Origin of the sequence: Sphingobacterium sp. PCS056 (genome assembly GCF_023273895.1) — a bacterium.
Classification (GTDB): Bacteria; Bacteroidota; Bacteroidia; order Sphingobacteriales; family Sphingobacteriaceae; genus Sphingobacterium.
Window position 1 is genome coordinate 2,725,986 of sequence record NZ_CP096883.1, and the last position, 15,527, is coordinate 2,741,512.

8 protein-coding genes are annotated in these 15,527 nt (G+C 35.5%); 5 read left to right on the forward strand and 3 right to left on the reverse strand.

Features of this window, described 5'->3' with window-relative positions; translation table 11 throughout:
• Positions 1–11 precede the first annotated feature (11 nt).
• Positions 12–3,152, forward strand: a complete 3,141-nt coding sequence (locus tag MUB18_RS11360) for an efflux RND transporter permease subunit (protein ID WP_248753147.1) — start codon at positions 12–14, stop codon at positions 3,150–3,152.
• A 60-nt stretch (positions 3,153–3,212) separates the two neighbouring features.
• Complete coding sequence (locus tag MUB18_RS11365; RefSeq protein WP_248753148.1) at positions 3,213–4,634, forward strand: TolC family protein; 1,422 nt, start codon at positions 3,213–3,215, stop codon at positions 4,632–4,634.
• Positions 4,635–4,739: 105 nt separating this feature from the next.
• Here the strand turns inward: MUB18_RS11365 and MUB18_RS11370 are convergent, their stop codons facing one another.
• Positions 4,740–6,413: a M1 family metallopeptidase gene (locus tag MUB18_RS11370; protein WP_045752916.1), complete on the reverse strand. Its 1,674-nt coding sequence runs from the start codon at positions 6,411–6,413 to the stop codon at positions 4,740–4,742.
• A gap of 589 nt (positions 6,414–7,002) precedes the next feature.
• Between MUB18_RS11370 and MUB18_RS11375 the strand changes: the two genes are divergently transcribed.
• The 3 genes from MUB18_RS11375 to MUB18_RS11385 all read left to right on the forward strand — a co-directional run bounded on the left by MUB18_RS11375 (position 7,003) and on the right by MUB18_RS11385 (position 12,845).
• Positions 7,003–7,887, forward strand: coding sequence for an AraC family transcriptional regulator (locus MUB18_RS11375; RefSeq protein WP_094772445.1), 885 nt, complete (start codon positions 7,003–7,005; stop codon positions 7,885–7,887).
• Positions 7,888–8,055: 168 nt separating this feature from the next.
• Positions 8,056–11,286 (forward strand): SusC/RagA family TonB-linked outer membrane protein, encoded by a 3,231-nt coding sequence (locus tag MUB18_RS11380; RefSeq protein ID WP_094772446.1) that lies wholly within the window; start codon positions 8,056–8,058, stop codon positions 11,284–11,286.
• Between the two features lie 53 nt (positions 11,287–11,339).
• Positions 11,340–12,845, forward strand: coding sequence for a SusD/RagB family nutrient-binding outer membrane lipoprotein (locus MUB18_RS11385; protein WP_094772447.1), 1,506 nt, complete (start codon positions 11,340–11,342; stop codon positions 12,843–12,845).
• Between the two features lie 215 nt (positions 12,846–13,060).
• Here MUB18_RS11385 and cydB read toward each other — a convergent pair whose 3' ends face one another.
• Both cydB and MUB18_RS11395 read right to left on the reverse strand, forming a co-directional pair.
• Positions 13,061–14,137 carry a cytochrome d ubiquinol oxidase subunit II gene (gene cydB / locus MUB18_RS11390; RefSeq protein ID WP_045754720.1) on the reverse strand — a complete coding sequence of 359 codons (1,077 nt, stop codon included), beginning with the start codon at positions 14,135–14,137 and terminating at the stop codon, positions 13,061–13,063.
• A gap of 2 nt (positions 14,138–14,139) precedes the next feature.
• Entirely contained in the window at positions 14,140–15,480 is a 1,341-nt protein-coding gene (locus MUB18_RS11395; protein WP_094772449.1) for a cytochrome ubiquinol oxidase subunit I, read from the reverse strand.
• Positions 15,481–15,527: the final 47 nt, after the last annotated feature.

The following is a 15,527-nucleotide window of genomic DNA, read 5'->3' on the forward strand; positions in this document are numbered from 1 at the left end:
ATAGAAAAAAAATGTTAAAAAAATTCATAGAAAATCCGGTATTATCCACGGTAATATCGATTATAATTGTGATGCTTGGTGTTTTAGGATTGTTATCGCTACCCATTTCACAATATCCTGAAATTGCACCTCCTACAGTAGTGGTAACAGCCTCTTATCAAGGAGCAAATGCCAATGTGGTCATGAAAAGTGTCATTATACCTTTAGAGGAACAAATTAATGGTGTTGAAAATATGACTTATATGACCTCTACTGCCAGTAATAACGGAACAGCTGCTATCACTATATTTTTTAAACAAGGAACTAATGCAGATATGGCGGCAGTGAATGTCCAAAATCGCGTTAGTAAGGCAACTAGTTTATTACCTGCTGAAGTTATTAAATCTGGAATTACCACCAGTAAGCAGTTGAGTAGTACAGCATTTAGTTTCTTATTGTATAGTAAAGATGGAAAGTATGACCGTAAATTTCTCGATAATTACTTACGTATAAATATTATGCCTCAGATGAAGCGCGTAGAAGGGGTTGGTGCAGCAGAGATCTATAGTGATCAAGAGTATTCCATGCGTATTTGGTTGAAACCAGATGTCATGGCGACTCATGGTTTAATACCAGAAGATATTATAACTGCTTTGAAAGAACAGAATATAGAGGCTGCACCAGGTAAAATAGGAGAGAATAGCCGTCAATCTTTACAGTATGCATTGAAATTCACGGGTCGCCTTGAGGATCCAGAGCAATTTGAAAATATCATTTTGAAAAGTGGTGTATCTGGAGATTATTTACGGTTAAAAGAAGTTGCAGATGTAGAATTTGGTGCGCTTGATTATACGACTTCATTGATAACACAAGGTAAGCTCTCGTCTGGAGGAGCGATAAGTCAAATTTCAGGTTCAAACGCAAGAGAATTGATTATTGCTTGTGAAAATATTTTGAAAGAAGCCTCTAAAGATTTTCCTCCCGGTGTGGAGTATCATACTTTTTTAAATGCCAATGAGTTTTTAGATGCATCGGTTGAGAAAGTTATTTATACAATCATCGAGGCGTTTATATTGGTTTTCTTAGTTGTTTTTCTTTTTTTACAAGATTTGCGTTCTACCCTTATTCCTGCCATAGCCGTTCCAGTAGCTATTATAGGAACATTTTTTTTCTTAAAACTCTTTGGCTTTACGATTAATTTATTGACTCTATTTGCACTTGTGTTAGCTATTGGTATTGTGGTAGATGATGCAATTGTCGTAGTTGAGGCGGTACATGCAAAACTTGATCAAGGGGCTAAGTCTGCAAAAAAAGCAACTCTGCATGCCATGAGTGAGATTAGTGGAGCTATTGTTTCGATTACCTTGATCATGTCGGCTGTATTTGTTCCTGTTACTTTTATAACCGGTTCCGCAGGTGTCTTTTATAAACAATTTGGTTTAACGCTAGCTGTGGCTATTATTATTTCGGCGATTAATGCCTTGACTCTAAGTCCAGCATTATGTGCTTTATTATTGAAACCACATACAGCTGATGCTGAAAACCACAAAGGTTTTATTCCTAAATTTTTTACAGGTTTTAATATCGCCTTTGAAGTTGTGACTAAAAAATATGTAGGAGTGGTGCGCTTTTTAATACGACGCAAATGGATTTCTTTTGTTGGTATTGTAGCCTTTGCATTGTTATTTTATACCTTAATAAAAACCACGCCAACGGGGTTTGTTCCTAATGAAGATGGCGGTGCGATCTTTGGAAATGTTGTTTTACCTCCAGCCTCAACTTTGGAACGTACTGAAAAGATCGCTTTCGAGGTTGATAGTATCGCCCGTAGCATACCAGAAATTGAATTATCCTCGACATTGTCTGGAATGGATTTACTGCACGGTACCGGTGGATCTTATGGTGCCTTGTTCATCCGTTTAAAGCCTTGGAAAGAACGTAAAGGAAAAGATCAAAGTGCAGCAGCGATTGTTCAAAAATTATTTGAAAAGACAGCTCATATCAAAGGTGCAAGTGTTATTTTCTTTGCGGCACCGACTTTACAGGGATTTGGAAATAGCAATGGTTTTGAAGTGCAGTTGCAAGATAAAACAGGAGGAAGTTATTTGCAATTTAACGAAAATATTGATCAATTTATTACTGCCCTGAGCAAACGTCCAGAGATTAATTATGCGACGAGTTCATTTAATGTTGGTTTCCCTGAATTGGAAATTAATATCAATGTAGCGCAGTGTAAAACTGCTGGTGTGAGCGTCAATACCGTGTTGACCACTTTGCAAGGATACTTTGGTGGTATTTATGCCTCAGATCTTAATCGCTTTGGAAAGCAGTATCGTGTGATGATGCAGGCTGGAGCTGATTATAGAGCAAAGGAGGAAGATATCAATAAAATTTATGTGCGTACGATAAAAGGTAATATGGCGCCAATTGCTGAGTTTGTAACCTTGAAAAAAACTTATGGGCCAGAATTTATTCAACGATTTAACCTATTTACCTCCAGTACCATTACAGGAATCCCAAATGTGGGTTATAGTTCTGGCGATGCTATTAAAGCCATAGAAGAGACAGCCGCTCAAACATTAGATCGTGGCTATTCGTACGAATTTTCAGGATTGACGCGTGAAGAATTATCCAGCGGTAGCCAAACGGTTTTAATTTTTTCCCTTTGCCTTATTTTTATATACTTTCTTTTAAGTGCACAGTATAAAAGTTATATTCTTCCATTTTCAGTACTCTTGTCATTACCTATTGGTCTAGCGGGGGCATTTGCTTTTGCGCAATTATTTGGAATTGATAATAACATTTTTTTACAAATCAGTCTAATTATGCTGATTGGTCTATTAGCAAAGAATGCGATTTTGATTGTAGAATTTGCTCTTTTACATCGTCTGAGTGGTAGAACTTTGGTTCAGTCCGCTATTTATGGAGCAAAGTCGCGATTAAGACCTATTTTGATGACTTCCTTTGCTTTCATTTTCGGATTGATTCCTTTGATGTTAGCAACTGGAGCTGGTGCGCTAAGTAATAAGTCTATTGGGACTGCTGCAGTAGGGGGTATGTTGATTGGGACTGTATTTGGTGTTTTTGTAATACCTATTCTTTTTATAGTATTCCAAGGTTTACAAGAAAAGATTTCAGGTGTGAAAATATCCGATCAATCAGCTCGTGCCTGAGAAGATATATAATAAAAAATGACAATCACTTTTAAAATAAATTCAATTTAGATGATAAATATGCCTTATAAAATAATGGTGCTTTTTATGATCGGCCTGGTTAGTTGGAGTTCCTGCCAGATAACACGCCCATATGCATCACCAGAAAATAAAGTGAATGAACGTTATCATTCCCCTATGTCCAACCCTAAGGATACCACAGGTCAATCGTCTTTAGAGATCGATACCATGAATATGGCTACTTTAAAATGGTCTGAAATTTTTACTGATACCCTTTTGCAGGGATTGATAGCAGAAGGACTAAAAGCAAATATCGATATCAAAATAGCTGTTGAACGTATAACAGAAGCGCAAGTTAATTTACGTTTGCAAAAGGCAGCATTTTTGCCCTCATTGAACACTAATATATCTGCAAATTCTCAACAATATCCTACTTTTCAAAGTTTTGGTTTTCCCAGAAATAATACACAGTATGATGTGCGGTTAAGCACCGATTGGGAAATTGATATCTGGGGTAAACTAGGGAGTGCTAAACGTGCTGCTTTATCTCAGCTATTGGCTACTGATGCAGCAAAACGTGCTGTACAGACGCAATTGATTGCAGATATTGCGTCAAATTATTATGAACTATTGGCGTTGGATCAACAGTTGCTGATTATAAAAAAAACAGCTGAAAATCGGGCTGAGGATGCAGCTGCCATTGAAATGCTTTTTGAAAATGCATTGCTTAATGGAGTAGCAGTTGTACAAAGTAAAGCTAATTTTTATGAAGCTAAATTGGATATTCCAGATATTGAGCAAAAAATAAAAGAAAAAGAACATCGTCTTAGTTTTTTAGTGGCTCGAAATCCAGGTACAATCATACGTCAATCATTAAAGGAACAGCAGGTTGAATATGATCTAAAACCAGGTATTCCTGCACAACTCTTAGCGCATCGTCCAGATGTACAAATGGCAGAATTAAATTTCAGAACAGCATTTGAGGAAACGAACGTAGCCCGTACCTACTTCTACCCCGTTTTAAAAATAACTGCTTCTGGAGGTTTTTCAAATCTTGGTTGGAACCAATGGTTTTCAAGTAAAAGTCTTTTCGGTTCCATCGCTGGTGGTTTGACACAGTCAATCTTTAATAAAGGTGCTAATCAAGCACGTTTATCTACCGCTCAATCTAGACAGCAACAAGCTTTATATCAATTTGAAAAATCCCTATTGATTGCCAGTCAAGAAGTGTCTAATGCTCTTTTTGAATATGATACTGCTTTACAAAAAGAAAAATCGAGGAGAAAACAGTTGGATGCCTTATCCCAAGCACTTGAATTTAATAAGGAACTGTTTATAAACCATCAACAAACTAATTATACAGATGTGTTGGCTGCGGAACAAAATCTTTTAAGGGCACAATTGAAAGATATTGATGACCAAAGACAAAAATTATATGCGGTAGTTCAACTATATCGTGCATTGGGTGGCGGTTGGGATTAATTAGGATATGGAGAAGGTCTATTCGATTAAATTAAGGACTAGACCTTCCCCATTCTATATGATTAGATCCATCAATCTCGAGGTTGACACATCACATATAGAACTCTATTCTATCAATACACCTATGTAGTAATTGAAAGTGTCTATGGTGATATTTTCTTTAGTTAGATTGGGTATTTTTATTTCTTTGAAATGTTGATCCAGCATCACAAGCTGTTTTGGATTTTCGTTTGTACCGATATGGATGGGCATATGAAAGTCTTTTACTTCACTGATCCACCGCCCAAGTATTTTACCAGAAATATCCTTTCTTATTTCAAGTATCGGAATAGAAATGTGTTGTACATATTGTTCAAAAAACTTGGAGAGATCTATACCTGATTTTTCAATGATGTACTGAGCAATATCTTGATAGTCAACCTGCTGATGAAAGTACTTCGCATTTAATCCTCTCAAGATGGACCGCCATTTTTCATCATCATCAATCATTGTACGAATCATATTGAGCATGACTCCTCCTTTGGGATACATATCACCAGATCCTTCTTTATTAACATGAAATGGGCCCTGCATGGGCTTATCATTCTGTATGCCGCTGCGATTACCATGGACATAGGCCTGACTCGCTTCTTTTCCATAGAAATAATCTATAAATAAAGCTTCTGAGTAGTTAGTAAAACTCTCATGAATCCACATGTCGGCAAGATCTTTGGAGGTTATGTTATTGCCAAACCATTCATGTCCAGATTCATGGACTACAATGAAATCCCATTTTTTGCCCCAGCCAGTTCCAGAGGCATCTCGTCCACGATAGCCGTTTTGGTATTGATTGCCATAGGCGACTGCGCTTTGGTGTTCCATACCAGTATGTGAAGTTTCGACTAATTTGTATCCATCCTCATAAAATGGATATGGGCCAAACCAATGTTCAAATGCTTCTAATGTTTGCTTTGCATTTGTTTGTAAATGTTGTTTTTTCTGTGGTTGATTATTTTCTCTCAAGATATAATAATCAATATCAAGAGGACCTTTTTCACCCTTATATTTTTCTTTGAAATGAATGTAGTCTCCAATATTCAGAGCGACATTGTAATTGTTGATTGGATTGACAACCTTCCAATGATACTTAGTAAAGCCGTCCTTCATTTTTTCTATTTGGATTAATTTTCCATTGGAAACATTCATAAGCCCATTTGGAACCGCTATGGAGATTAACATACTGTCCACTTCATCATATTGATGATCTTTATTTGGCCACCAAACACTAGCACCCATTCCTTGACATGCCGTAGCAATCCAAGGTTTTCCATTGCTATCTTTTTTCCAATCAAAACCACCATCCCAAGGAGCGCGTGCTGCTTCTGTTGGATGACCCTCGTATGATACTATAAACTCATCTTCTTTGCCTTTGGTAATGGTTTCGGGAAAGTCAATAAAAACGGCATTGTATTCTCGTGTAAAAGGTAGTTCTTTACCACGATAAATAACCTTGTTCACTTTTAGATTGGCAAATAAGTCAAATTGTAATTGCTTAAAATCTTGTGTTGCCTTAAAACGAAATAGATTAGTTCCTGATATAAATTTACGATCAATATCAACTTTAACATCCAGATGATAATATTGAATATCATAACAGGTCCTTAAAGGAGTTAAATGACCTCGCAAGGAATCTGCTCGGGAAAATTCTTCCTTCTCTTTCATTAACTGAGCTGAAGCAGATTTTATACCTGCTGTAAATAAACAGCAACTGGTGAATAGATATATTAGTTGTCTTTTCATATTAAGATGATATGTTATGGAGCCTAAACTATTACTCATTATTTGAAATGAGTAATAGATTATACTTATTTAGTAATGATAAACACTTATAATTTGCTCTAATTTTATCGATTTTTCTAATTTTTTAATTCGGTTTGCTATTAAACTATTTTTTGAACATTTCTTATTGAATAGCTATCTTAAATATAGTGACATCATGGTATATCAATTGATTGTCAAAATTGGACCATAGAGAAGATGACTTGTTCATAATTTGTTACAATTTTTTAAATATATTATATTCTTACACCAAATAGACTAGGAATGAGATGATATAAAGTTCAATAATTTTCATGAGGTACAACAACAGAAAATTATCTAAGTAGATTTGTATATTAACATTATTCTTTTTTTTGGAAAAAAGATTCTCAGTATGATGAGTTTGTTGCATTAATCTATTCAATCACGTCGATTAAGTAAGTTTCCTTTTTATGATTTTTTAATTAAGTTTTTTGAATGTTTACTTGATTTTTGGGGATATTGAGATGTAGTTGTTATATTTAGATCAACCAAATAATAAATTTTTGTAAAGTTTAATTTTGAATATGCTATGAAAACTCTCCAATTTAACGTGCCAACAACCCAAGGACAAAGCTTAACAATACAAGAAGATGTAATGGATTCTTTCTATCCTCATTTGCACAGGCATCAAGAAGCACAATTGATGTGGATTAAAAAAGGTAAGGGCGTATTGGTTGTTGAGGATACTTTGCATCCTTTTAAAGAAAATGATATATTCTTTCTGGGAGCAAATCAGCCACATGTATTTAAATCGATGTCACAAGATGGCTTATCAAATGAATCTAGATCTATTTCTATTTTCTTTGATCCTAATGGTAAATTGAAATCTTTGTTTTCGTTAGGTGAGTTTGATTCTTTGAACCATTTTATTCAAAGTAATGCTCGCGGATTTAAAGTTCCTCACACTTATTTTCAACAAATCTCGGAAAGAGTAGTGCAATTAAAGGAAGCTGATGAGCTCGATAAATTGATGCAATTTTTTTATTTGTTACGCTCTTTAGCTATGATTTCAAAAGAAACAGAACCGCTTTGTGCAGAAAGAATTGAATTTAATCATGAAAATTCAAGTGGTGTAAGCCGAATTACTTTAATATGCAATTATATAAAGGAAAATTTTAAGAATGAACTTACTCTAGAAGATGTTGCCAATTATGCTAACCTTACCCCACAGGCTTTTTGTCGGTATTTTAAAAAACATTGTGGAGTAACCTTTGTATCTTACTTAAATCGTATTCGGATAAAAGAAGTCTGCAACCAATTAAATGAGGATCATTTGGAGAGTGTATCCTTTATTGCCTATAACTGTGGTTTCAACAGTATCACTAATTTCAATCGTGTCTTCAAACAGATAAGGGGATGTAATCCAAAAGAATATACGGATAATTATAAAAACACTGTTTCTGCAGAAATTTAATAAAATGCATCTTTAATAAATTGTGTTTTACAAGAGCATAATGATATTTAACATTTAGGGTTAAAATATGGCTGATCATTGTTAAGATAATGTTAAGATTCCAAGGATAGTATTGATAACTTAGTTTATACATATAAATCATAAACTTACATTTGAAACTACTATTTTATGAAGAAAACAGCTATTGCATTTCTAGCAGCTAACTTGTTGGTTAGTTCAGCTATTTATGCACAGACCGTACTCAAGGGTACGGTTGTCGGTCAAGATGGAAAACCAATCCCTGGGGTTTCCATTTCCTTACAGGACGGCACAGGAACACAAACTGGGCCAAATGGTGATTTTTCTATTTCTTACAAACAAGCGGGCACATTAAGTGTATCAGCAATTGGCTACGAGCGAAAACAAATTAATCTCAGTAACCAAACAAACCTCTCTATTACTTTAATCTCAAATACAGAAAGTTTGGACGAGGTCGTGGTGACAGCAATGGGTATTTCAAGAGATAAGAAATCTTTGGGATATGCCGTTCAAGAAGTAAAAGCCAAAGAATTGACCGATGCAGGACAATTAAGTGTCACAGGTGCATTGACAGGTAAGGTCGCCGGAGTACAGGTGAATCAATTTGGGGGAGCTGTAGGTTCTTCTGCAAGGATATCAATTAGAGGAAATACGTCGCTTTTAAATGATCAACAACCTTTGATTGTTATTGATGGAGTTCCTATTACTAACAATTCACAAAGAAGTGGGGATAACACCTATGGAGGGGTCGATTATGGTTCTGGTTTAAATGATATCAATCCAGAAGATATTGAAAGTATGACGGTCTTAAAAGGTGGATCAGCAGCGTTATATGGGATGCGAGGTGGTAAAGGTGTGATTATGATCACTACTAAGTCGGGTAAGCGGGCTAATAACGGTGTGCAAATCTCTTATGATGCTAATTTTAGTATGGATAGAGCTGCAACGATCCCCAAATATCAAAATTCATATGGACAGGGATCAAGAGGAGATGAATATAACTACCTACTGAGCGAAAGCGGATTAACTTACCAAGAATATGCCCTTAAAAATTCTTTTTCTTATGTTGATGGTGCAGGGGGGGGAGTAAATGATGGATTTGATGAATCTTGGGGACCACGTTTGGATGCAGGTTTAATGATTCCACAGTTTAATAGCCCGGTTGTGGATGGTGTAAGACAATCAACACCATGGGTATCGCATAAAAATAATGTTAAAGATTTTTTCCAAACAGGTTTTTCTCAAAATCATAATCTCTCTCTATTATCAAAAAGCGATCGTTCTTCTACACGAGCTTCCTTGTCTTTTAGGGATCAAAAAGGAACTGTTCCTAATACAGATCAAAAGAAATACACAGCTCAACTAAATAATGAATATAAAATCAGTGATAAATTAACCTTCGATATCATGTCAAATTATACACGAACTGAAAGTGATAATTTGATTATGCAGGGATATGATGGTGCTAATCCGATGAATGGATTGATTTGGTTTGGTAGACAGGTCGATATGAAGGATCTGAAAAAGAATTGGAATCAACGAGATGAGCAAGGTAATTATACCTATTATAATTGGAATTCCAACTATCACATGAATCCATATTATACGATGAATGAATCGCTAAATTCATTACAGATGAATCGTATTTTTGGAAAAAGTTCACTTTATTATCAACCCTTTGACTTCTTGAAATTTGAGGGACGAATTGGAGTTGATTATGCTAACGCTAAAAGGTTTGAGAGAAATTACTTTAATTTTGATCATTTGAATGGTAGTTTTAGCGAAAATAAAAATAACAGAACAGAGTTTAATGCTGATTTTATAGCAAATTTTAACAAACAATATGGAGATTTCAACGTATTAGCTACCGCGGGTGCGAACTACCGCGATTATCAAATGAATTTTAACACCTTGGGAGCGACAGGTCTCAATGTTTTAGGTGTTTATACGATCGCTAATAAAATTGGTCCTGCTGAAACAATAATGGATAATGAGCATAATCGTTCTAATTCTATTTATGGGCAGGCATCTGTTGGCTGGCGAGATCAATTATACGTTGATGTGACTGCTCGAAACGATTGGTCTTCCACTTTGACAAAATCATTCTTTTATCCATCAGTGAGTATGAGTTGGATTCCAACAACTTCTTTTGAAAGTATTAAAGGAGATTTCTTGTCATTTATGAAATTGAGATTAAATATTTCGGAGGTTGGTAATGCTACTGATCCTTATCGAAATAGAAATTATTATTATGCACAAACAGACGCATTCAATGATTTAGCTCAGATGTATAAGAGCATGACTTTTGCGATTGAAAATTTAGTGCCGGAATCTATCAATACTTGGGAAACAGGGGTTGAATTAGGGATGTTTAATAATCGATTACATGCAGATTTCACTTACTATCATAAAAATGCCAAAAATCAATTACTTCCTGTAAATACTTCCAATACGGTAAGTTTTACAAGAATGTTCTTGAATGCGGGTAATATTGAAAGTAAAGGTATTGAACTTCAATTGCGTGGTGATATCCTTAAGAAGGAAAATGGTTTAAATTGGAGTGCAACAGCAAACTTCTCAAAAGATAATAGTAAAGTAATAGAACTATATCCGGCACTTGATTTAAAAGATTATCAAATCGGATGGACCTGGGGTATCGCAAATATGGCCAGAGAAGGTCAACCTTGGGGAACACTAGTCGGGCCAGGGTATGATCGCGTTGAAGAAGATGGTCCTATGAAGGGAGCTATTAAAGTGACAAGTGCAGGTCTAGTTCAAAGTAAAGCTGCGCAAAATATAGGTAATGTTGTTCCTGATTTCTTAGCAAGTTTACGTAATGATTTTACTTATAAGGACTTTAGTTTTGGCTTTATGTTGGATTTTCGTAAAGGTGGAGACATTTGGTCACAAACGATGTCGCATGGATATACTACAGGTGTAGCAGAGATAACAGCAGCCAATGGAATACGCGAACGTGCAGTACTTGCAGGAAGAGATGTAATGACAAATGAACGCTTTGCGATGTCTGATGGTAAAGGTGGATGGATAGAAAATAATATTGAAACGACCGCTCAGGATTGGTATGAGGGTGGTGGTATTGCAGCTATGTATGTTTTTGATGGTTCATTTTTAAAATTAAGGGAAGCCTATTTTACTTATAATTTACCTCAACATCTTTATAGTCGTATCAAAGGAATTAAGAGGGCAAATCTATCTGTGATTGGATCTAATTTGGCTTTACTTTGGGTAGATAAGTCTAATACCATGAGAATAGATCCTGAATCTGGAGGTGTTTCTAGTGATTCTAGAGGAGTTGGTTTTGAACAAGCAACGGTTCCAAATTCTAGAAGTATTGGTTTAAAACTAGGATTTACTTTTTAACCTTTCTGCTGTTAGGCAAAATGATATTTCAATTGAATTAAAGAATCAGAAAAATGAAAAAACTACTATTTAATATAAAATTTGCTTCCATACTCGCGATAGTTTGTCTAGCAAGCTGTACAAAAGATTTTGAGAAAATAAATACAGATCCAGATGCGTTACCAGATGTTCCGCCTCAGAATATGTTGATCAATGTACTTCGTAATGCAGGAGAACAATTTGGTGGAGATATCGATGGCTACGGCACCTTTGCTGGTTATATTGTTAAAATTCAGTATCCAGACAACATGAGTGGATTAATTCCTACAAATAATTCTTATGGAAATCGATGGGCTGCTTGTTATTATAACATTACGCAGATGAATGATCTTCTAAAGAAAACTGAGGAACGAGCGCAAGCATTTAAGAATGTAAGAACCATCGCACGAATTTGGCAAAATTATATGTGGTCACATCTACTGGATGGATGGGGAGATATTCCTTATTCTGAAGCATTTAAGGGTATGCCAGAAGATGGCAGTTTATTAAAACCTAAATACGATAAACAAGAAGATATTTTTCCTGCAGTGTTAGCTGATTTAAAAAAGATTGCTGATGAAATGGATAAAGGGATCGGAGAGGATATTATTGGAAGTTATGATATTATCTATAATGCAGATAATAAAACACCATTAGATGTGGAGATGTTAAGATGGCAGAAGTTTTGTAATTCTTTGCGGCTTCGTATGGCTATGCGGATTTCATCAGTAGCACCCGCATTAGCTAAATCAACGATCGAAGAGATTGCTGGAAATAAAAGCAAATATCCAGTTCTGGAAACTAATGATGAAAACTGTTATTTGTACTATCCAGGTACATTACCCTATATGGAGCCTTGGTACAAATCAGGAATCAATGGTAAGCGTATCGATAACTGGGGTATGTTTGATATTTTTATCAATTATTTAAACGAAGTAGAAGATCCTCGAATTGCTTCTGTAGCACAAAAAACTATTTCAGGAACATATCTTGGTTATCAAAATGGATTAACAACATCTCCTAGCCCATTAAAATCGGTATCTTGGATAGGTGAACATTACATTAACAATGCGGGAGGATATACTCCATTTTATAGATCTAGTGAAACTTATTATATATTAGCTGAGGCAGCCATGTTAGGCTATAATGTTGGCACAACTGCTGAAGCGGCCTATAATAAGGCGGTCATGATTTCCATGGAAGATAATGGAGTTTCTACAACAGATGCTGAAGCATATTTAGCAGGTAAAGGAAAGTTTAATAATACAAAGGAGAGAATATGGTGGGATATGTGGGTTGCTTTATTTAAAGAAAATTATGAGGCATGGGCACTATATCGAAGAACTGGAATTCCTTCCACTAATTATCCTGCTTTAAATTCAGTATTTAAAGGAAAGCATACCGATCAACCATGGAGGCTGCCATATCCAAATAATGAATACTTATACAATAAGGTCAATACAGAAGCAGCAGCAACTGGCGTTGTTGACCAAGCTTGGGGTAAAAGACTTTGGTGGGCCAAAGATAATGGTAAAAATTAATTTCATGTGTATATGTTTATTGAAAAGCGGGGTGACGAAAGTCATCTCGCTTTTTTTAGTTCACTGAGGGAGGTGTTACAAAATTTAGTAACTAATATTTTGGTTAAGGACATTAAATGCTTTTGAGCCCTCTAAAATTTAATTTTTAAATAAGAAAAGAGCGATTCTTAGAATAGCTCTTTTGTATGAAAAAGGTTTGATAAAATTAATCCATCTTAATGGTCACCATATCCGACATCATCTAATTTGCCTCTGAAAACTTTAAATTGAATGATGAAATATACAATCACCAATACTGCTGCTACACAGAACCAACCTATCCCAACAGATAAACCATATTCGTGTGCGGATACATTCTGTATAGTTAAAGAAGGATTTACCGCATTAGTCGAAGGTAGTAATATGGGGAACATGGAAGCTATAGTAGATCCAAAACTTCCAAAAATAAATAAGGATGAATAAATAAAACCGGATAAATCTTTTGTAAATTTTTTAATTCTAAACTGTCCAAAAAGACCAACTGCAGCAATAAGAGGGAAGATCCACAACCAATAATAAGTTTCAAAATTATGTAATGATATTGGTTTCACATCATGCCATACGTAAGCGGATAATATTACTAAAAACAATAAAACAAAATTGAGTTTAAAAATTACAGTTTTTAGACGTATACTCAGGGTGCTTGATGTTTTAAGAATGATCCAATTTGCACCATGAATGGTCAGGGTCACAACTGCGACAAGACCCAATAATAAAGTGAACCAATCAATCACTCCTTGATGTTCGGCCAATGGATCAAATGTTGGATTCCATAAGGCTAAAAAGAAATAATGAGGTTCTTGAGTAGATACACCATTTTCAACCATACCAAGATTAACTCCTCGAACGACATTTCCTAAAGCTGCTCCAAAAAATAGAGCGAGTAATAGACTCGCCAAACCGAACAATTTATCCCACATCAATTCCCACATCCGGTTATGAACCTGTCCTCTTAATTCTAGACTGATCGCTCTAAAGATAAGCAACCATAACACAAGCATAAGGGGTAAGTAAAATCCACTAAAAGCTGAAGCATATAAGGTTGGAAAAGCGAAAAATAGTACCCCTCCCGATGCGATGAGCCAAACTTCATTGGCATCCCAAAATGGTCCAATGGAATTGGTTACAGCTTTTTTTTCTTCTTCTGTTTTAGCAAAGAAAAGATGAACAATTCCTGCTCCAAAATCGTAGCCATCGAGAATGACATAGATTCCGAGCATAATCATCAACACAACAAACCAAAATATTTCCATAGCTAATTATTTAAAGCAATTTGGGATTCAGGACCTTTTCTGATGATTTTTAATACCAGCATTAAAAACAATAATCCCAGTAGTATATAAAGTCCTACGAATCCTAAAAGTGTGAATAATGCATTTCCAGAAGAAACGGTAGGTGATACACCATCTACCATGCGCATCAGGTTATATACCAGCCATGGTTGCCTTCCTAATTCAGCTGTATACCAACCTGCAGTATTGGCGATATAAGGAAATGGAATCATAAACATGAGGATCCATAGTAGCCATTTCGTTTGAAATAGTCTATTCTTCCAAAGTAAAAAAGTAGCTGTTAACATGATCGCAATAAATATGGTTCCAAGACCAGCCATGATGTGGTAGCCATAGTATAATCCTGGAATATTTGTAGGGTGTATAGATTCATCAAATTCATTTAAGCCCTTAATTTCAGCATCCCAGCGTTGATAAGTAAGAAAGCTAAGGACATTTGGAACAGCAATTTTGTTGTCTAATTTTTTATTTAGCATATCAGGCTGACCGATAAGAACAATTTCAGAACCTCCTTTTTCCGTTTTGAAAATGCCCTCCATGGCGGCAAAAGTGACCGGTTGATATTTGACTACATTTTTTGCAGCCATATCACCTGTGGGGAATGCAACCACAATAGAAGATATGACTCCAAAAATAACTCCAGTCTTCACGAATATTTTTCCAAATCGACTATGCTTGTTACTCAGCAAGTAAAAAGCTCCCACTGCAGCAACAAAGAATGAACTGGTGATCAGAGAGCCAGCTTGATTGTGTAAATATGATGGCCAGAGCCAAGGATTATTGAATAGAGCTGTAAAGTTATTTAAGACAAACTTCCCATTTTCTACTATTTCATATCCCACAGGATATTGCATCCAGGAGTGTGTAGCGATAATAAGGAAACCACTTGCCCAAGATCCTATAAATACCATCAACCCAGAAAGAAAATGGAGTTTATGACCAAGAAGCTTTTCCCCAAATAGAAACATTCCTAAAAAAGAAGATTCTAAAAAAAAGGAAAACATACCTTCCATGGCTAATGTTTGTCCGATAATACCTCCCGTCAACTCAGAAAATTTGGCCCAATTTGTACCAAATTGAAATTCCATTGGTATTCCTGTAACCACTCCCATTGTAAAATTCAAGGCAAAGATTTTCATCCAAAATTTTGCAGCATGATTGTAGTCATCAATTTTTGTGCGTAAAAATTTCCATTTGAAGTAAACAATCATTAAAGATAATCCCATCGTCAATTGCGGAAACAGGTAGTGAAAAGTGATGGTAAAAGCAAACTGTAACCGATTGTAAAGTATCATGTCTTCCATACGACATTTTTGTAGGTTGAAATATAAATTAAATATAACTGTTTTTT

Bases quoted from the DNA above. Each gene is read 5' to 3' on its own strand.
- MUB18_RS11360 (WP_248753147.1), top strand. From the start codon at position 12: ATGTTAAAAAAATTCATAGAAAATCCGGTATTATCCACGGTAATATCG.
- MUB18_RS11365 (WP_248753148.1), top strand. From the start codon at position 3,213: ATGCCTTATAAAATAATGGTGCTTTTTATGATCGGCCTGGTTAGTTGG.
- MUB18_RS11370 (WP_045752916.1), bottom strand. From the start codon at position 6,413: ATGAAAAGACAACTAATATATCTATTCACCAGTTGCTGTTTATTTACA.
- MUB18_RS11375 (WP_094772445.1), top strand. From the start codon at position 7,003: ATGAAAACTCTCCAATTTAACGTGCCAACAACCCAAGGACAAAGCTTA.
- MUB18_RS11380 (WP_094772446.1), top strand. From the start codon at position 8,056: ATGAAGAAAACAGCTATTGCATTTCTAGCAGCTAACTTGTTGGTTAGT.
- MUB18_RS11385 (WP_094772447.1), top strand. From the start codon at position 11,340: ATGAAAAAACTACTATTTAATATAAAATTTGCTTCCATACTCGCGATA.
- cydB (WP_045754720.1), bottom strand. From the start codon at position 14,137: ATGGAAATATTTTGGTTTGTTGTGTTGATGATTATGCTCGGAATCTAT.
- MUB18_RS11395 (WP_094772449.1), bottom strand. From the start codon at position 15,480: ATGGAAGACATGATACTTTACAATCGGTTACAGTTTGCTTTTACCATC.